The organism is Enterobacillus tribolii, from assembly GCF_003363015.1.
Classification (GTDB): domain Bacteria; phylum Pseudomonadota; class Gammaproteobacteria; order Enterobacterales; family Enterobacteriaceae; genus Enterobacillus; species Enterobacillus tribolii.
In genome coordinates this window covers 15,651-34,200 of the sequence record NZ_QRAP01000015.1, presented here as the reverse complement: position 1 = coordinate 34,200, position 18,550 = coordinate 15,651, and the positions used below count along the sequence as shown (strand labels likewise).

At 54.7% G+C, this 18,550-nt stretch carries 19 protein-coding genes; 4 read left to right on the top strand and 15 right to left on the bottom strand.

Annotated elements, in window-relative coordinates:
• Positions 1 to 109: 109 nt before the first annotated feature.
• Both C8D90_RS20795 and C8D90_RS20790 read right to left on the bottom strand, forming a co-directional pair.
• Positions 110 to 652, bottom strand: a complete 543-nt coding sequence (locus C8D90_RS20795; protein ID WP_115460387.1) for a fimbrial protein — start codon at positions 650 to 652, stop codon at positions 110 to 112.
• Positions 653 to 1,211: 559 nt separating this feature from the next.
• Entirely contained in the window at positions 1,212 to 2,117 is a 906-nt protein-coding gene (locus C8D90_RS20790; RefSeq protein ID WP_115460386.1) for a LysR family transcriptional regulator, read from the bottom strand.
• A 263-nt stretch (positions 2,118 to 2,380) separates the two neighbouring features.
• On the opposite strand from C8D90_RS20790, the gene C8D90_RS20785 reads away from it, so the two are divergent.
• Positions 2,381 to 2,980: an NAD(P)H-dependent oxidoreductase gene (locus tag C8D90_RS20785; RefSeq protein WP_115460385.1), complete on the top strand. Its 600-nt coding sequence runs from the start codon at positions 2,381 to 2,383 to the stop codon at positions 2,978 to 2,980.
• Between the two features lie 119 nt (positions 2,981 to 3,099).
• Here C8D90_RS20785 and C8D90_RS20780 read toward each other — a convergent pair whose 3' ends face one another.
• Together C8D90_RS20780 and C8D90_RS20775 are read right to left on the bottom strand one after the other, a co-directional pair.
• Positions 3,100 to 3,528, bottom strand: a complete 429-nt coding sequence (locus tag C8D90_RS20780; RefSeq protein ID WP_115460384.1) for a cyclophilin-like fold protein — start codon at positions 3,526 to 3,528, stop codon at positions 3,100 to 3,102.
• Between the two features lie 68 nt (positions 3,529 to 3,596).
• Positions 3,597 to 4,634: an alpha/beta hydrolase gene (locus tag C8D90_RS20775; RefSeq protein ID WP_115460383.1), complete on the bottom strand. Its 1,038-nt coding sequence runs from the start codon at positions 4,632 to 4,634 to the stop codon at positions 3,597 to 3,599.
• Positions 4,635 to 4,899: 265 nt separating this feature from the next.
• Here C8D90_RS20775 and C8D90_RS20770 point away from each other — a divergent pair, with 265 nt between their 5' ends.
• A complete protein-coding gene (locus C8D90_RS20770) occupies positions 4,900 to 5,817 on the top strand; it encodes a LysR family transcriptional regulator (protein WP_115460382.1) in 918 nt (305 codons plus the stop codon).
• 60 nt (positions 5,818 to 5,877) lie between these two features.
• Here C8D90_RS20770 and dagF read toward each other — a convergent pair whose 3' ends face one another.
• The 10 genes from dagF to C8D90_RS20720 all read right to left on the bottom strand — a co-directional run bounded on the left by dagF (position 5,878) and on the right by C8D90_RS20720 (position 15,380).
• Positions 5,878 to 6,621 (bottom strand): 2-dehydro-3-deoxy-phosphogluconate aldolase, encoded by a 744-nt coding sequence (gene dagF, locus C8D90_RS20765; protein ID WP_115460381.1) that lies wholly within the window; start codon positions 6,619 to 6,621, stop codon positions 5,878 to 5,880.
• The gene (gene dgaE / locus C8D90_RS20760) at positions 6,608 to 7,732 is read right to left on the bottom strand and encodes a D-glucosaminate-6-phosphate ammonia lyase (protein WP_115460380.1); all 1,125 of its coding nucleotides are present in this window, start codon (positions 7,730 to 7,732) and stop codon (positions 6,608 to 6,610) included. The genes dagF and dgaE overlap by 14 nt, the downstream gene beginning before the upstream one ends.
• A gap of 3 nt (positions 7,733 to 7,735) precedes the next feature.
• The gene (locus C8D90_RS20755) at positions 7,736 to 8,596 is read right to left on the bottom strand and encodes a PTS system mannose/fructose/sorbose family transporter subunit IID (RefSeq protein ID WP_162844440.1); all 861 of its coding nucleotides are present in this window, start codon (positions 8,594 to 8,596) and stop codon (positions 7,736 to 7,738) included.
• Positions 8,590 to 9,342, bottom strand: coding sequence for a PTS mannose/fructose/sorbose/N-acetylgalactosamine transporter subunit IIC (locus C8D90_RS20750; protein WP_115460378.1), 753 nt, complete (start codon positions 9,340 to 9,342; stop codon positions 8,590 to 8,592). Before C8D90_RS20750 ends, C8D90_RS20755 begins: the two co-directional genes overlap by 7 nt.
• A 24-nt stretch (positions 9,343 to 9,366) precedes the next feature.
• Positions 9,367 to 9,852: a PTS system mannose/fructose/N-acetylgalactosamine-transporter subunit IIB gene (locus tag C8D90_RS20745; RefSeq protein WP_115460377.1), complete on the bottom strand. Its 486-nt coding sequence runs from the start codon at positions 9,850 to 9,852 to the stop codon at positions 9,367 to 9,369.
• Positions 9,853 to 9,870: 18 nt separating this feature from the next.
• A complete protein-coding gene (locus tag C8D90_RS20740) occupies positions 9,871 to 10,305 on the bottom strand; it encodes a PTS sugar transporter subunit IIA (RefSeq protein ID WP_115460376.1) in 435 nt (144 codons plus the stop codon).
• 157 nt (positions 10,306 to 10,462) lie between these two features.
• Positions 10,463 to 13,255: a transcriptional regulator DagR gene (gene dagR / locus C8D90_RS20735; RefSeq protein WP_115460375.1), complete on the bottom strand. Its 2,793-nt coding sequence runs from the start codon at positions 13,253 to 13,255 to the stop codon at positions 10,463 to 10,465.
• A gap of 94 nt (positions 13,256 to 13,349) precedes the next feature.
• Entirely contained in the window at positions 13,350 to 13,994 is a 645-nt protein-coding gene (locus tag C8D90_RS20730) for a helix-turn-helix transcriptional regulator (RefSeq protein WP_115460374.1), read from the bottom strand.
• Complete coding sequence (locus C8D90_RS20725) at positions 13,991 to 14,650, bottom strand: hypothetical protein (protein ID WP_115460373.1); 660 nt, start codon at positions 14,648 to 14,650, stop codon at positions 13,991 to 13,993. Before C8D90_RS20725 ends, C8D90_RS20730 begins: the two co-directional genes overlap by 4 nt.
• A 475-nt stretch (positions 14,651 to 15,125) precedes the next feature.
• Positions 15,126 to 15,380 (bottom strand): YkgJ family cysteine cluster protein, encoded by a 255-nt coding sequence (locus C8D90_RS20720; protein ID WP_115460372.1) that lies wholly within the window; start codon positions 15,378 to 15,380, stop codon positions 15,126 to 15,128.
• Positions 15,381 to 15,625: 245 nt separating this feature from the next.
• Here C8D90_RS20720 and mtr point away from each other — a divergent pair, with 245 nt between their 5' ends.
• Both mtr and yeiP read left to right on the top strand, forming a co-directional pair.
• The gene (gene mtr, locus C8D90_RS20715) at positions 15,626 to 16,879 is read left to right on the top strand and encodes a tryptophan permease (protein ID WP_115460371.1); all 1,254 of its coding nucleotides are present in this window, start codon (positions 15,626 to 15,628) and stop codon (positions 16,877 to 16,879) included.
• A 197-nt stretch (positions 16,880 to 17,076) separates the two neighbouring features.
• On the top strand, positions 17,077 to 17,649 hold the full coding sequence (gene yeiP, locus C8D90_RS20710) for an elongation factor P-like protein YeiP (protein WP_115460370.1): 573 nt from the start codon (positions 17,077 to 17,079) through the stop codon (positions 17,647 to 17,649).
• A 115-nt stretch (positions 17,650 to 17,764) separates the two neighbouring features.
• On the opposite strand, the gene mlaA is transcribed toward yeiP, so the two are convergent.
• Entirely contained in the window at positions 17,765 to 18,520 is a 756-nt protein-coding gene (gene mlaA, locus C8D90_RS20705; RefSeq protein WP_115460369.1) for a phospholipid-binding lipoprotein MlaA, read from the bottom strand.
• Between the last annotated feature and the right edge of the window lie 30 nt (positions 18,521 to 18,550).

Sequence of the window (18,550 nt, the reverse complement as noted above, 5' to 3'; positions counted from 1 at the left end):
TCTTGATATATCTGAATATATTCAGTTTGTTACAATAAGAAAAAATATATCAGACGGGCGAAACCAAACCGGATTACGATGCCCTGAAATAAAGGCATGGCAGTTTTCGTTATTTATATTGAATGGAATACACCACCTTACTCACAACGTCTCCCGGCGTGGTTTTCCCTTGTGCATAATATTCCACGAGGTAGGGCAGCGTTGCTGTACCTGAGGAGGTATCAACATAGGTCATTGACATTGCCTGCTCCTGACTGCCCGCTTTAATGATGGCATTTTTGGAGCTTGAGCCATCACGTAGCTGAAGCTGCACCAATTGCGCTGAACCGCTGTTATTCAGGCGACCGGTCGCCACGTCAACATTACCGCCACCGGCCTCAAAAAATGCGGATGCAGATGACAGGGTACCCGAGCAGCCACTCAGTGCCATATTGAATGATGTGCTACCGGCAGTTTCCCCCAGAGCACTTAATTGGTTTACGCCAATCGTGGGGAGTTTAACCAGAGCATCAGCACCCTGACCTTCAATATCAATTTTGCAGGTTGTGGCCGTGAGTTTTCCGTTAAACGTTATCGTTCCGCCTGTGGCGGCAATGACCATTGGAGACGATATAATGAGCGACGAGATTACTGCGAGCGTAATGTTTTTCATGACTATCCTTAATTTAACAAATCCATGGGTTGCATCGGGAATATCACTTCTGTTCTGGCAGTATTGCCCATCTGGAAAGTCACACTCTTCCGATGAAAATTTAATGAAAATCATACTACAACAATCAGAATCACCTACTTCAGACATGTTTGCGCGGCCGCTTAAAAAAACAACACTTCAAAAAATGTTATACAAATAAGCAACAAAAACAACAAACACTATATTTATGAAATAGGATTAATCCAACCAAATTGATTATATGATTTTCAGGTATTAATGCAAAAAAACATAACACAAACTTAAAGCCATATATATCAATGCATTATGACAAAATCAGGTGATTTATCTTTACTATTTCACTTAAGTAAGCGCCTATATCCACTCAACAAACTGACAGTAGTTAAAAAAGAAATAAAATAAAAATGGAACTGATAGTTTTAGGTAAATAATAATTCAATCAGAATGATTTCTGACATCACTATAATTCAAGAAGATAGAAATGACACCTTTCAGTGCAGAAACTATACGCCTTACCCAATAAATACCCCTGACTTCAGGTTTAGTTTTTATGCGCCGCCTGATTCATGAGGAAATCGATCAGTGTTCTCACTCTTTTGGTTTTCCCGGCGTTCTTTTGATAATAGAGATAAACGCCTGGGTAAGTTTTCCAGTAATTCTTCATGACAGGAATAAGTTTCTCTTTGTCTGGCTGTAACTGATGAATGGGCTCAAACAACCTTCCTATTCCTAACCCGTTACGTATCCCGTCAGCCATCACGTCAATATCATTGCTGATTAAATGCCCCGGCATCTCAACCGTCAGCGGTTTCCCCTCGTCATCCAGCATCAGCGGCAGGATGCGGTTATTGGTGATAAATCGATAGCCAATCAGCTTGTGTTGTTGCAGTTCAGCGGGCGTCGTTGGTATACCGAATGTTTTAAGATAGGCCGATGACGCATAGAGCCCCTCCCGAAACGGTTTCATTAACTGGCGGGCCACTACGCTGCCTTCCAGGATATCGCCAAAGCGGATCCCCAGGTCAAAGCGGTCATCGATAATATTGACCGTACCGTCGTAAACGGAAATTTCAAGCTGAATACCGGGGTATCGCTGGCAAAACGCCCCCATGACCGGTTTGAGTATCAGTAAGTAAGCAAAGCGTGAAAGCGTAATTCTGACCAAACCGGAGGGTTCCTGATTTTGATTGCGGATATTCTCCAGCGATTTTTCCAGTGAATCCACTGCTGCTGCTGTCTGATCCAGCAACTGTTGCCCGGCATCCGTCAGTTCAATTCGTCGTGTTGTGCGCACAAAAAGCGGGTGACCGATATGTTCCTCAAGCAGCTTAAGCGCTTTGCTGACGGAAGGAGGGGTAATCTCAAGTTTCCTGGCGGCAGCAGAGATGCTGCCTTCCCGAGCAATGCTTTGAAAGATGCGTATTTGGTTATAAATCACGTTATTCATCACGTCATCCCTGAAGAAGTCGTCTGATGATTCTTAACGACGGGCTAAGCCGCTGTGGTTATCTATTTAAATCAAAAAATTACGCTTAATCTGGTACATCAGGATTAGTCATCATGATGGAATAATGACGATGTATCTCCACCGCGCACCAGGCCATTGTTAGCTTTTGGCTAAAAGTGATTAAGCTATTGATGCACTAAAAAACAGAATACGCCCGACATAGACTGAATGCCAGCTAAGCCATTAACCATTAGGAGAAGCAAATGAAATGGACCCGCTTACACAAAGCAGCAAATCTGATTACCTTTATTTTTATATTTCTGTTACCAGTCAGTGAAGCGATCAGTGCAGATAAAACCGATATAAAAACGCTCGTTATCGTCTCTCATCCTTATCCTGAGAGGTCAGTATTAACGAAAGGATTACAGAGCGCGGCGGAAAGCGTTGAGGGCGTGACGGTGCGTAACCTTGAAACACGATATGGTTTTGACACCAGCACAATCAATGCTGATGAAGAACGCCGGATGATGCGTGAACACTCACGTATCGTTTTTATATTCCCGACTCACTGGTTCAATATTACGCCGATGATGAAAGCCTGGCTAAATGATACCTGGGGCAGCGTCGGGCCAGGCTTATGGCAGGGAAAAGAGATGTTAATTGTCAGCACCGCCGCAGGAGGAGCATCGACTTATGGTGAGGGAGGAAGAATTGGCATTACGCTTGCCGATGTGTTTTGGCCGATGAAAGCCAGCGCCCGGCATGCCGGTATGACTTATCTTCCCCCGCTCGTTTTCGAAAATGCCCGCAGTAGTGAGCTGGCGGAATATCAGCGCCAATTAATTGAACGCCTGAAAATGTAATTCATTTTATTGGCTTTCGCCCCCCTGGTCCCCGGTTTAAAGAAAAATAACTTGCTGAGTAGCTCCAGGAGCTACTCAGCAAGGCGATATGTCTTGCATTACAATCATTGAATTCAAGATTAGTTTGCAACATCGAATGTCACATCAATATTGCCGGTATGCCTGAAAACCTCCACGCCGGAATGGATATATCCAACCTTCTGAAGATTACTGATTTGTTCATGGTTTTGTTCATACATGATGACGAAGCTATGGCGCGGCGCCCAGTAGACAATATCGCCTACGTTATATCCGCTGGTCTGTATTTCGTTGGCTGGCAGTGCGTCGGGAAAATGGTAACACATCTCACGATCATATAAATCTTCCATAGGCAACGTCAGCGGGAATCGGGAGACAAGCGCCCGCGTGGTTGCATTGTCATAAAACGTTGCCGTCATTACCTGGTCACCGACGGTGATCTTCACCTTGATGCCTTCAGCGTCAGCAGCCATTGATGAGAATGACACAACCGTCAGGGAAGCCAGGGCAAACAGGATCGGTTTGAACATAAAACGCTCCATTTTATTTATAATTTTTAGTTAAACGGCACAGGAAACCGTGCCGTTTAAACAACACATCATGTATTCGTATTCAGGTTTAGCGTAAAGAATGAGATCAGCTTATCCCACGGAATCAGGTCAGTGCGGTCATACAAATCGACATGGCCTGCACCCGGAACAATATAGAGCTCTTTCGGTTGACCTGCGCGCTGGTAAGCATCTTCGCTAAACTCCTTCGAATGTGCCTGCCCGCCAGTAACAAACAACACCGGACGCGGTGAAATCGTTTCAATATCGTTAAACGGGTAGAAGTTCATAAACTTACCAATGCTGCTCAACATAGGTTTGGTTGTCAGTTCTTCTTTCTCGCCCTGTGGGGTATATCCGCCCCGCTCAGTACGATAGAAATCGAAAAACTCGCGCTGAATAGCCGGTGTTGACTCATCCAGTTTATTAACGGTCCCCGGAATATAGGCCTTCTCTGCACCGTTGAATTCTGCAAACCGCTGTTCGATTGCTGATTTAATAAAGGCCGCACGCTGCGCGGGTGTCTGGGCATGATTCAGGCCATTGCGGAAAGCAGAACCCATGTCATACATGCTGATAGTGGCAATCGCTTTCATACGCGGATCAATTTTAGCCGCGCTTATTACGAAGCTGCCACTGCCGCAGATACCCAGTACGCCGATATTCCGGGGGTCAACATATGCCTGGGTACTGAGAAAATCGACTGCCGCGCTGAAGTCATCAGCATAAATTTCCGGCGAAATCAGATGACCCGGTTTGCCCTCACTTTCGCCCCAGAAAGAGAGGTCAATCGCCAGCGTTACAAAGCCCTGTTCCGCCATTTTTTGCGCATACAGATTCGCGCTTTGCTCTTTTACCGCGCCCATCGGATGACCGACAACAATCGCCGGATTTTTAGTATTCTGATTCAGCGTTTTGGGGATAAACAGATTGCCCACGACGTTCATCTGATACTGATTTTTAAACGTCACCTTTTGCTGGGTAACCTTATCGCTGTTATAAAAGTTGTCCGTGTCTTTTGATATATCCGCCGCGGTGGCGGCGAATGCGCTGACGAACAGCCCCAGCGCCAGAGTGATATTTTTCATGGAATTCATCCTTTAGTGTGTGATGTGCTGTACGTGATGCCAGAGATGTCACCTCTGCTGCCCCTGAATACCGGCCCGGCAGAATTCAGGTAAGCCCCGGCCGGGCGCTATTCACGGGAATAACACCAAAAAAGCGCATTAAAATAGAACGCATGATTCACGATTATCTCTTGATGAAAGTTTTACACGATGCGTGTAGGCTGACTAGCTAATGAATACTTAATGGGCTTATAACCATAGCTTATTAATCGGAGGCGCCGGCCAGATGAAACGCAATCTGAATGACCTGCTCTACTTTGTCACCGTCGCGCGCGAAAGAAGCTTTACCCGCGCGGCGGCTCATCTTGGCGTAACACAACCCGCGCTCAGCCAGGCGATTTCCGCGCTGGAAGAGCGGATGCAAATTCGTCTCCTTACGCGAACCACCCGCAGCGTGTCGCCAACCACTGCCGGAGAACGGTTGTTGCAGGCCATCGGCAGCCGCCTTGATGAGATTGAGGCAGAGTTGGAACTGCTCACGGAATTGCGGGATAAACCCGCCGGCACGGTGCGAATCACCTGCGGGCCGGACGTTTTACGCAGCACGCTGTTACCCAAACTCACGCCACTCCTGCGCGAATATCCGGATATCCATATTGAGTTCGACGCCAACCACGGTTTCCGCGATATTGTTGCCGACCGTTTTGACGCCGGAGTGCGCCTGGGCGACACCATTGATAAAGACATGATCGCCATCCCGATTGGCCCGGAATTGCGCATGGCGGCCGTGGCTTCTCCGGCGTATTTCTCGCGTTACCCTATCCCGCAAACACCGCATGAACTGACACAGCACTGCTGTATTAACCAGCGCATGGTCAGTTCCGGTGGGCTGTACGTCTGGGATTTTGATCAGGACGGCGGCGATTTGAACGTGCGCGTGAGCGGGCAGGTGACGTTTAACACTTCAGAACACATTATTTCTGCCGCGCTGGCAGGGCTGGGGATCGCGTTTTTACCGGAGGAAGAATTTGGTACTCACATTAAGGAAGGTCGCCTGATCCGGGTACTTGAATCGTGGTGCAAGCCTTTCCCCGGATACTATTTGTATTACCCCAGCCGTAAGCAACCTTCCCCGGCATTTTCACTGGTGGTCGACGCCCTGCGCGTTTACCGGGAGCGACAACCGGTAAAGCAGGTAACGTGACTGAGGAAAACCGCAGCTTTCACCCGGGCCTGCAATACCCACAGCCAGGGCCTGAGCCAATCACACAATCCCTTTCACGATATCCATCAACCTGACAACGTCTTCCGGCCGCGTTCTCCCCGTTGCTGGATCGATAATCGAGCTATAAACATGCGGCATCACTTTGGGCATCCCGGCCCGCAGGCAGCACTCCACGATGACACCGAAGTTATCCAAATCAATGCCGCCGGTCGGTTCAATCAGGATCATACCGTTTTTCGCCGCCGCTTCTGCCAGCACGTTCAGCTCATCCAGTGACTTCTCGCCGCCCATCGGGAAAAACTTGGCGGCATGCGCCCCCATGTCAGTCATCATCCGTACTGCACTGTCACAGGAAACCCTTGCCGGCGTACCCTGCCCGCTGATAACCCCGGTGGAGATCAACACCTCACCCGGCGTACCGGTCGGGCTGACCAGCGCGTTAATGTAAGTTCCCCTGCCGCCGGTAGCCGCCAGCGCACCGGCGGCAAAGCCGCAGCCGGTAAACGTTTGGTTGAGATGCGCCGGACGGGTGCCCGCAGCAATCATCGCCGCTTTGTAATATTGCGCCGGATCGCCCGCGCCCAGCCCGACGGAAACCGAAGGCACTTCCGCCATCCAGCGCTTAACTTCCGCGATCCCCTGCTCTGCATCACTGAACTGCGCGGAAAGAATGCCGATGACCGCATGCCCTTGCGCCGCGTCATAAATCTCACGGGCGTTGGCAATGTCTTTCGCCAGCACGTTAATCGCTACCCGCTCACGGTAAAACTTAATCGACTGCATCGGTTTTCTCCTGTGCCTGCGCAATTTCCCGCAAACGCGCCACGATCAATTCCAGCTCCGCCTGCGTCACCGTACGCGGATCGAGGCTGAATACGCCCTGATGCAGGAAATAACGTCGGGTATAGATCGCGATGTCCCCCTGGCGCAACAACGCTTCAACCTCACGCGCATCCAGCCCAAGACGCTGCGGCAATACCTGAACCCGGACACGCCAGATGGCGCGCCCCGCTTCATCCTGCTCGATCTCCGCAGCAAATCCGGGAATGGCGGAGATCGCATCGGCGATCGGTTGCAAAACCGCCACGCCCGGCGCATCCTCCCCCTGCTGATAGCGATCCAGCGCGGCAATCAGACCGACCATGTTCTCCTTGCCGATCTTCATCGCGCGCGCAATGCCCTCATGCTGCGCTTTGCAGGCGGCAATCCAGGTTTTGCGGCCGGTAATGAAACCGGAGGTCGGCGCATTGAACGCCTTCGCGCCGCTGTAAACCACCATGTCCGCGCCGCTGGCGACCCAACTGCGTAAATCCTCTTCCGCCGCCGCGTCAACGATCAGCGGGATCCCCTTCAGGCGCGCAACCTCAACAAAATCCCCGATCGTCAGCATCCCCTTCTGCACGCAGTGATGAGACTTCACGAACAGCAGCGCCGCGGTCTGCGGCGTTACCGCGCTTTCCAGTTGCCAGCGGTAGGCCAGATTGCTCTGCCCGACCTCCACCACCCGGCCGCCGCCCAGCCGGATTGCCGTCGTGATGGGCGCGCCGTAATCCACGTTATGGCCGCGCAGCATCACCACTTCATTCGCCAATCCGGCGCTGTCCGGCATCCGCGCCACCAGCCAGGGTTTTCCCCCGGTGACGGCGGCGGCGACCGCGATGGCGATCCCGGCGGACGCACAGGAGGTTATGTAACTGTCCTGCGCGCCGGTATGTTGTGAAACCAGCTCACCGCCGCGCTCCACCAGTTGGTCAATCTCCACGAACGCGCCGGCCGCGCGGGCGGCGGCCTGCATCACCTCCTCCGCCACCGCCGACACGCCGAGAATGGTCATCTTGCCGCAGGCGTTGATCACCCGCTTAAGGCCCAGACGCTGATAGATATTTTCCGTCATGGCTTACAGCACTCCCAGCAGCGAGCAGGCAATACTGATTGCGACGATGGACAACAGAATCGTGGTATAGCGCGGCCCTTTCTTCACCAGATAGAAGTAGATGGCGAACACCGCCGCCAGCGGCAGCAGGCCGGGTGCGATAGAGTCCAGAATCTGCTGCACCACCACTTCGGAGCCTTCCAGCGCGCTCAGCTTCAGCGGCGTGGTGATTTTGACGTAGCTGGCCGACAGCGCCCCCATCATAATCAGGCCCAGCACGTTAGCGCCGTAGATCAATTCCTTGATGCGCCCCCCCTGCAGCAGGCCGACAATCGAGTCGCGCCCCAGCGTATAGCCTTTGTGGATCAGCCCGTAGCTTACCGCCAGCGTAATGGCGGGATAGAGGATCAGCGGCATAATCCCGCCGAACGCGCTGCCATTGGCGGCGAACGGAATGAAGATGGCGATCAGCAGCGGCATGACCGCCGCCCAGATGACCGAGTCGCCGATGCCGGCCAGCGGCCCCATCAGGCCGGTTTTGATGCCGGTGATGGAGGAGTCGGAAATCGGTTCGCCGCGGGTTTTCTGCTCTTCCATCGCGATGGCGATCCCCTGGATCACCGCGCCAAAGGTCTGTTCGCTGTTAAAGAAGTTCAGGTGACGCTTCAGCGCCTCCACCTGCTCCTCCTTCTGCGGATAGAGCTTTTTGATAATCGGCGTCATCGAGGCGCAGAAAATCAGGCTTTGCAGACGTTCATAAGAGTTGGAAACCTCTGCGCCCAACCAGTAAATAAACCAGGCTTTAGTAATGTCGCGCTTGGTCAAAACGTTGGTCTGGCGCGCGCGTTCAACCAGTTCGTGTTCCATGATATCGCTGCTCATGATGCCGCTCCTTCATTCTTAGCCAGGCCTTTCACCAGGAATGCCACGCAGGTGCCGAAGATAGCCATCGCCATGATGTCAACCTTCAGGTACAGCACTGCAAAGAAACCACCGATAAACCACGGCAGCAGGCTTTTCTTGCCGATAACCATGATGGTGATGGCAAAGCCCAGCGCCGGCAGAATGCCGCCCATGATTTCAAACGAGTGGGTCAGCCAGTGCGGCATCAGCGCAAGGAATTTTTCCACCACGTCCTGGCCGAAATAGTTGGCGGCGAACACCACCGGGAAGCGCAGTACCAGCCCCAGCAGCGCCGGGTAGATGAAGGCGCAGCGCATAATGCCGGACATATTGGCGGTTTCCGCATGCTTGTCCGCCATGTGTACCCAGGCGGCGTTCAGCGTACGGCGCAGCTGATCGAGGAACACCCCGATAACGCCGAACGGAATAGCCAGCGCGATCGCCAGGTTAGGGTCCATCCCGGCCTTCACCGCGATGGGAATTGAAATACAGGCCGCCAGTGCCGGATCGGACGGCACGTTGCCCCCCGGCGTGGAGGTGACGCCCAGATAAACCAACTGCATCCCGGCGCCGATGATCATCGCCGTGTGCATTTCACCCAACAGCAAGCCGACGAACACCGCCACAACGATCGGTTGCAGCAGCATGGCGGAGAAGGTGTAACCGAGGCGTAACCGGGCAAACCAGTAGTACAGCCCCATAAAGACTGCGACAAGTAACGTATCCATGATCTTTTCCTTTTATCAGGGCAATCAGAATTTTTTCAGGATGTCCTCAAGCGCCTGCGGCTTGTCTTCCGGGATGGTCTGGAAGATTACCCGGATACCGCGCTCGCTGAGATCCCTGAGAATAACGACGTCCTTCTCATCCAGCGTGATGTTCTGGAACACCGCCTTGCGGTTCGGTCCGCCGCCCAGTCCGCCGACCTGAATGCCGTCGACGCTGAAGCCCTGCTGCACCACGTACTGAATCGCCGCCAGCGACGGAAACAGCACCAGCACGTTGCCTTCACCCAGTTGGTTTTCTTTCCAGGCAGCGGCGAAGCTGTCGTTGCCGTAGCAGTCCACCTTGATGCTGGGCGGCGCCGCCATCAGGTAGATATTTTTCATAAACGGATCGGCTTCCAGTTCATCGCTGACCACCACGATGCGGTTGGCCTGAGACTGCCCCACCCATTTGGTCACCACCTGGCCGTGGATCAAACGGCTGTCAATGCGACATAACACGATGTTTGCCATAATAATTTTCCCCGGTGTTTATACGTTTTGTTGTAAGTTGCTAACGTGAGCCACGACGTCAAGGCAGCTGCCGCGCCCGGCCTCAACCAGCTCGGCAATGCAGCCGGTCAGCGGCCCGGATTCCCTGCGCTCAAGCGCCTCCAGCAGCAGCGAGGCGTTAAGGCCGGAAATCACCCCGACGGGGTAGTCCACGCTCAGGCGCGCCGCCACGTTGGACGTGGTGCCGCCGATAAAGTCGGTCAGCACCAGCGAACCGGCCGGCATGGCCGCCACGGCCTGTTCGACGCGCTGAAAAAATTCCCCCATGGTGTCAACCGGCATCAGGGCGATGTCCGTTACGCCCGCGATTTCACCGGCGACCATGCGCAGGCTGTCGCAGAGCTGTTTGCCCCACCCGCCGTGCGTCAGCAGCAGGATCTGCGGTAAGGGTCGGGTTGATGAAGTTGCTGTCAAAATAGCCTCCTGGCGCTGTAGTTCGTGTCGTTGCCAACGGTTATTCACTGCCGGTAACGGTGGGTTATTCACTACAGAGCAAGAGGTGTGCCAGAAAATGTGTCACGCGGGGGAATGAAAGGCGGCGACGGGGCCGGAAGCCCCGCCGGATGCGGGTTCAACCGTAAAGCAGTTCGTAAATATAGAAATATTCCGCGTCGGATAAGCGGATGGAATAGGCTTCCTCAACCGGCAAAAAGGCGTTTTTAATGACAGTAAAGGCCTGCATGTCCATATCCGGCTTCATCTCCAGCGCCATCTGTAACGGTTTGCGGCTGATGACGATACGCTCCACCATGCAACAGCAGTGGATCAGGAAGCGAAGTGTCACCTGCCGGCTGGGTTTGAGCGCCAGCACGCCGCACAGGTGATGCAACACTTCCTCCATCTCCTGCAAAATGCGCTGCGGATTCAGCACGGAAATGTGGTTGATGATGCTTTCCATCGTCAGGGCGCTGATAAAGCGCATCGAGCTGCGCTCCACCTCCAGCCGGCGTTCGGCGCTGGAAAGGTCCGGGTTCAGCAGGCTGAGCACCAGCTCCGGCCCCTGTTCGGAAAACAGTTCCTCCAACGAAATGAAGGGAATATCCGGCAGCCCCGGCTGGAAGGTTCCGACGATGCCGACCAAACGTTCACGGGCGTTCAGCGCCTGCTGTACCCGTTCCAGGCTGCGTACCTCGTTGTAATCGAGGATGGTCATCCGGGTGTCCTGCCCCATCAGTTCGCCGAAGCTCTCTTCCAGCACCTTTTTGATCTTTTCCGCCGTGCCCATGCCGGTGATGCAGGAAATAACCAACACTTTGCCCGTGGTTTCCTGACGCGGCGTACACAGCTGGCAGGGAATGCCCTTTTCCTCCATCAACGCCGCCAGCGGCGCCAGATCGCTGGTTTCATAGCTGAGGTCCAGCCCGACTTCCAGCAGGCTGGTCAGGTTGATGTTCGGCATCAGTAAAACGTCAATCTGGAACAGCTTGCTGACGGTACTGCCGAAGTGCACCAGCGAACCGATATCCACCATCAGGATCAGCCGCCGGTAGCCGCGTTCGCGGATCGTCTGAATCAGGGCTTCCAGCGTGTCGTGCACCGACTGCTCAAACGGCATGTCGATGGCGCTGAACAGCTCCCGCTCCAGCACCCGGTTGACATACTGCGCCATGCTGGTCGCGGTGGTGGCACCGTGGGCGATCAGGATAATGCCGCATTCCGGGCTGGCGTCGATGCGCTGGCGGTAATGGCGGCACTCTTTGAGGAACAGGCACAGATAAACCACCTCCGTGGCCGGGCACTGAATATGAAAAATCTCATCAATGCGGCGGCACAGCAGGGTGGCGTTGTCATACTCATCCTTACAGTGGTCAAGAATCAGGCTGGAAGAGTAAAGCTGCGGTATCAACCCGCGTTGCACGTAGTTCAGCAGCGCGAGAAAGTGCTTACGTAACGGATTGACCAGATTGGCCGGCAGCGGGAAACCCAGCACCTGCTCCACGCAGCCGATCAGCAGCGTGACGCGTTCCTCCACCTGCCCGCCGTAGCCCTGAGGGCGGGAATCGCTGTCGCGGCTGTACAGCCCGTACTCAAAAATGGAGCTGAGCTTATTCTTCAGAATCGCCAGGGTTTCCTGCGGCGGCACGTTGCTGTTGCGCAGGTTAACGTATTCACGGGTCAGGAAGCTGTAAAACAGATCGCTGTCATCCGGCCCGGCCAGCGGAGATTTAAGCACCGGCAAAGTACGGGCATCAATGCTCAGCCACTCCCCGCCGTCGAACAGGGCATCGATCAGCTGACGCTGTTCGGCGCCTGCGCTGAAGGGTTCGCCGGCCAGACGTTTGTCCAGCGTGAGATCCGCGTCCTGTTGCCCCATTCCCGCCGCCCAGGCCTGCGCGCACAGGAACTGGATATCGCTTTTCAACTGACCGATATTGCCTTCCAGCGGCTTGTTCAGCAGCCAAAGCAACAGCGTTTTATCAATGCGGATAGTACGCTCGATTTTGCGGCTTTCCCGTTGCAGGAAACCGGTGATCAGCTCGGCCTGTTCCCCCAGTGAGCGCTCACGTAACGCCGGTAAATCAATATTTACCTGAATGCGGCGCTGGAAGGTGCGCAACAGGGCGGAGCTGACCGGTTCGGTGGTGGCGCAAATCAAACGTACGCTGATGGCGCGCGCTCTGGCGCTCGACCCCAGCGGGCGGTATTCGCCCTTGTCCAGCAGGGAAAACAGCTTCTCCTGCCCTTCATACGGCAGCCGGTGGACTTCATCAAGCAGCAGATAGCCGCCGTCCGCCTGCTCAATCAGTCCGGTTTTATTCTCGCTGGCGCCGGTGAACGCCCCTTGCCGGTGGCCGAAAAGCTGGGAGGAGAGTAACTCAGGGTTATTGGCATACTCCGCGCAGTTAAAATACACCAGCGGAACGGCGTCGTTGCCCGTTTGCTGGCAGGCATAGCGGTGCATCAGCTCGGCGAAAAAGGTTTTACCCACGCCGGACGGCCCGGTCAGCAGCACATGCAGGCCATGCGGGTACAACACCGCCGCCCTGCCTTTCTCCACCGCCGCGCGCAGGCTGCGATCGTGGCCAATCAATGCGGTGAACGGATCTTTCTCCTCCGCCGGTCCGGCACGTTGCGGCAGCAATTCCGCCACGAAGCGCACCTCCGGGCAATCGCCGGCGATGCGGGAACCCAACAATGCCTCCACCGTAGCGCGATGCAGGAAGAAAACCGGCCGGGTTTTCACCTTGATGACCTGCCCTTCGCTCCACAGCTGGTTTAAATCCTTGCTGACCGAATTGCGCGCCAGACCCAAATTAAACCCGATGCTTTCCGCTGTGAACGCGACTTCTTTCTCCAGATCGGCCAGGCTCAGCGCCTGCGTCAGCCGCTCCAGCTCCCTGCCAATGACCTCAATTCTTTTCATGTATGCCTTTTTATTATGACTCCGCCCCGGTTTCTGAACATACCATATCAGTACCTGATGAAAAGCGCAGAGGCGTCAAGCTGTGAGCAAGGAGTCAGGCGGCAGGGTCGGTTCCGGTATAACGGGCTACGGCGAAGAGTTCATCGTCGTTCGATACCTCCAGCTTTTTCATGATATTACGTTTGTGCGTACTCACCGTCTTTACGCTGCGCCGTATCTGGCCGGCGATCTGCGCGATGTCATAGCCCGCCAGCAGCCATTTGAGCACCCGCCGTTCGCTTTCCGTCAGCCCCGAGGCGATTTGATGGCGGATCGCATAAGGGAAAGGATTTATCATTCGCAGTATCAGCGGGCTGACCGCATTTTTTCCGCGCAACGCGCCGGCGATCAGGGCGATGGACGTCTCCTCCGGCTCGCGCGGAGACAGCAGGGAAACCGGTCGCCCGGCGAACAGGTTCAGCAGCAGATCCATATCTTCGCCGCCCGTCATGACGATCAGCGTCTGCAACGCAGTGTTACGCTGCAACCACAGCAAAATTTCCGCGTGCTTTACCGCCGGCTCCATCAGTTCCGCGATGAGCGCTTCGGCGGCGTTGACTCCCCGGCTTTTCAGCCCTTCTTCCAGCGAGGAAAAACAGCAGCTCACCGACACCGGGAAAGGTAATTTTCCGGCCAGGCAACGCAGCCCCTGCAACATCAGCGGATTGGAATGCATCAACGCCAGCTGTAATGGTTTCATGGTTGCCTTACCTCATTCAGGTGGCCGAAGCGGGCCAGGAGCCTGGCAAGCAGGCGCAGTTCATGAGGTTGGTCCATGCGCAGTTTAACAACGGCCCGCTGCTTGTATTCGCTGACCTGGCGAATATCCAGCGCCAGCAGCCCGGCAATGAAGCCCAGGCTATCGCCGGACAAGATATGCCGAACTATCAGCCGCTCACGCGGTGTGAAGCGGCTTTCTCCGTCACGGGTGTACGCCGGCCCGGATACCATCCTGAGATAATGCAGCAACATCGCGCCCGAGCAATCCGACGGCAATACCTCGTCGGCGCCGAAGGCCGTCAGCAGCCGCATCAACAGCGGGTTCGGATTGTCCATCCGGATGATCACCGGAGAGTTATCCCGCCCCGCCCGCTCATCCGATAAAAAGCCGAGCAACTCCGCCAGATTCGCGTTTTTGTGTCCGCCGGAAAGCAGTAAAATGCTTCCCCCGACACCGCGGGCAAGGGCGGAAGCTATTTCCGCCATGGTATGCACCCGTAAGATATGATTACGCTTAACGCCAGCCGATGACAGGATGTCGCTGATGCCTAAATACACGGCGGTATAAGGCTCAAAAAGCAGAATATGCATATCTGACGGCAGCACGATGCCCGCCATTTCCGTTGGTTTCGTCATTTCAACATCCCTCCGGGGGCATAAATGCGGCACTTACATCGCCACCCCCTGGCTCTTCCCGTTTTTCTATAGTCTTCCTTTCAGCACGAAAATCGCACTGAACCGCAGGTGGCTCTAAAGATAAATATCGCCAGTAGCGACAATATTCTTTTCATCGGCAACGCCAACGGCATTCCGATGGATGATTCTGCTACGCCAGGCAAAACCGACGCTGACGAGAACCAGAGTTATACTTTTCGATAGCCAACTTAAGTATAGAAAAAATCATGAAATGACGACGTATTTACCTATCAGCACAGGCATATTTTCCATCCTGCCTCCTAACAGGCTGATTAACCGGGTATATAACGCAACACCTGCCTCACCCTGTTGATCTTATGCATATGTATTTTTCAGCAATGTAATACCTTCCGTAGTTAACGGATTATCGGCAGGGAGACAGAAAACAGTGAGTAAAAAATGGGTGGGAAAGCGATTAAGGCGCGGTGGCGCGTTCCAGAGTGATGAGATAGGTCAGTGCATCTTCAGCCGTGTCGCCACACATCTCCTTTTGCGGCCGCAGTTGTCCGCATACCGCAGGACGCAGGGGAGAACCGAAAATGCGGCAACGCATCTGCTCGTCGAGCTGCACGCAGGGAACGTTGGCGGGTTTACCGTCCGGCATGCCCGGAATCGGGCTGGATATGGAGGGTGCGATACAGCATGCACCGCAGTCAGGGCGGCAATTCATGGACAACTCTCCGGCAATCGCGTTCGGCGTGCCGGACAGACTAACAACCTTCCCCGCCAAACACCAGCACGGCGCCGGTGACGCATGCTTGCCAGCCCCGGATACGCCACTGTACATAATAATTTCCGCTTCCCGCCACCTCCGCCACTTCCCGCTTCCCCGTCCTGGTTTACTTCCGGCATTCGCTCCAGTACCATTCAGCTAGTACATGAGATTGACCATTCTGGTCATCAGGAGAACAGGTAATGACCATGGAGAACGCTTTGTCGTCCGCCCCCCAGCGCCGCCCGTCCGTATTAGGCGGCGCAATGATTATCGCCGGCACCGCCGTAGGCGCCGGTATGTTTTCAATTCCCGTGGTCACCTCCGGCGTGTGGTTCAGCGGCTCCGTCGCCCTGCTGGTTTATACCTGGTTTTGTATGTTCTGCTCCGGCCTGATGATTCTGGAAGCTAACCTGAACTATCCGACCGGCGCCAGCTTTCACACCATGGTTAACGATCTGCTGGGCAAGGTCTGGGGGTCCGTCAACGGTCTGTCCATCACCTTCGTGCTGTATATCCTGACGTATGCCTATATTTCCGCCGGCAGCTCCATCATTACCCACACGCTGGAGTCCTATCTGGCGCTCAGCCAAACCGTCGCCGGCCTGATTTTTGCCGCGCTGGTGGCGTTTATCGTCTGGATCTCCACCCGCGCGGTCGATCGTCTGAGCACGATCCTGATCGGCGGCATGGTCATCACCTTTGCGTTGTCCATCGGCGATATGTTCACCCATGTCGATAAAGCCATTTTGCTCAACAGCGCCGACGGCGACGCCAGCTATCTCCCTTATGCCCTTGCGGCGCTGCCTTATCTGCTGACGTCGTTCGGCTACCACGGCAACGTGCCGGGGCTGGTGAAGTATTATCACAAGGATGCGCGCTCCGTATCCCGCAGCCTGCTGTACGGAACGCTGATCGCACTGGCGATTTATGTGTTCTGGCAGTATGTGATTCAGGGCAACATCAGCCGTGATGCCTTCCGTCAGGTGATGGCCGAAGGGGGCAATATCGGCAGCCTGCTGCGCCAGATGGGCGACGTCGCCAGCAGCCCGCTGATCACGCAACTGCTGAACGCTTTCTCGTACATGGCGTTGGCCAGCTCATTCTTGGGCGTTTCCCTGGGACTGTTTGACTTCATCGCCGACTTTTTCAGGTTCAGCGACGATAAAGGCGGGCGCACAAAGTCTGCGCTGATCACCTTCGTACCGCCGACCGTTTTCGCCCTGCTGTTCCCGAACGGGTTCCTGTACGCCATCGGTTTTGCCGGATTAGCGGCGACGATCTGGGCGGTCATTGTGCCGGCGATGATGGCGCGCGCCAGCCGCCGCCGTTTCCCGCAGGCCACGTACCGGGCGCCGGGAGGAAGTACGCTGATTTACTTCGTGATTCTGTTCGGCGTCATCAACGCCGTGGCGCATTTGATGGCGCTGGGAGATCTGCTTCCGGTTTATAAATAACGGTTCAGCAACGCCGGTATAACCGGCGTTATTACCGGCCTGAGGGTGACGCCTGGTCGTCCTCTTCTCCCCCTGCATTCACCTGCGTTTTCCGCCTCATTTTTTTCGTTGTTCCCTCTTGCCTCACTGAACGTGCGCGAGTAACGTGTCGCCACTATTCTTAAACTCATATCTGACGACATCTACAAGGTTTTTCTATGGCAAGAGCTAACGAAATCAAACGCGGCATGGCAATTAACTACAACGGCAAACTGTTGTTAGTACGTGATATCGATATTCAGAGCCCCAGCGCCCGTGGCGCCAGCACACTGTACAAAATGCGTTTTTCCGACGTCCGTACCGGGCTGAAAGTAGAAGAGCGTTTCAAGGGCGACGACATTCTCGATACCATCACCCTGACCCGCCGCACCGTGACCTTTTCCTATATTGATGGCGACGAGTACATCTTTATGGATGATGAAGATTACACGCCGTATACCTTCAAGAAAGATCAGATTGAAGACGAACTGTTGTTCCTGCCCGAAGGCGGCATGCCGGGGATTCAGGTGCTGACGATGGAAGGCCAGGTTCTGGCGCTTGAACTGCCGCAAACCGTCGACCTGGAAATTGTCGAAACCGCGCCGGGCATCAAAGGCGCATCAGCCAGCGCCCGCAACAAACCGGCGACCCTCAGCACCGGGCTGGTGATCCAGGTTCCGGAATATCTGAGCGCCGGAGAGAAAATCCGCATTCACATCGCAGAGCGCCGCTACATGGGCCGCGCGGACTAAATCCGGAAAACAAGCCCGGCAAACAAGTCCGGAAAACAAGCCCGGTGCTAATAAAAAACCCCGTCACCGGGACGGGGTTTGCTGTAATCCGAAGCGCCCCGGGGCGCTTTCTTCATTACTGGGAATCAATGTCTTTCAGATCGTCCTGAATCGCCTGTGCGTTCGGGTTGTCCGTTGCTTCGACCTGACCGCCGTTAGCCAGGAAGTCGTGACGCTGGAAGTATGCTTCGCGCATCATGACATACGGGTCGGTAGAGTTGCGCAGCAGGCCGTCGGAATCCAGCAACTGAGCACGGGTTTCGATGCCTTCCACCATCCATTTGCCCGCCGACATCCAGAACGTCAGCCAGCTCAAAGGCGGATAAAGATTATCCACGTAGCCGCCGGCGTCCTCACGCAGCGTGAAACCGCCGTACCCCGGCAGCACCACATACGGGCCGTAGCCAACGTTGTAATAACCCAGCGTACTGCCGAAACGGTGCGGATCTTCCTTCGCCAGTTTCGGGTTCGCCATGGCCGCGACGTCAATCAGACCGCCCATCCCCAGAATGGTGTTAAGGAAGAAACGGTTGAAGTGTTTGAAGCCTTCATACACTTTGCCTTCGGCAAAGTTGTTTACCATGCTGGCCGGTTCCGACAGGTTGACGAAGAAGTTGGTCATACCGTTACGCGCCGGCACCGGCACGTAATCACGCCACGCTACGGCTACCGGACGCAGCACATAGGGATCCAGATAGTTGTAGTTGACGTTGAACATTGCGCGGTTAAAACCTTCAAACGGGTCCGAACGTTGACCAGCCTGATCCGGATTCGTGGCACATCCGGCCAACATCACACTTGCCAAAGCTACCCCAGCCAGGCGGTATTTCATATGATTCTCCATGAATTCAGGCCGCCGCCG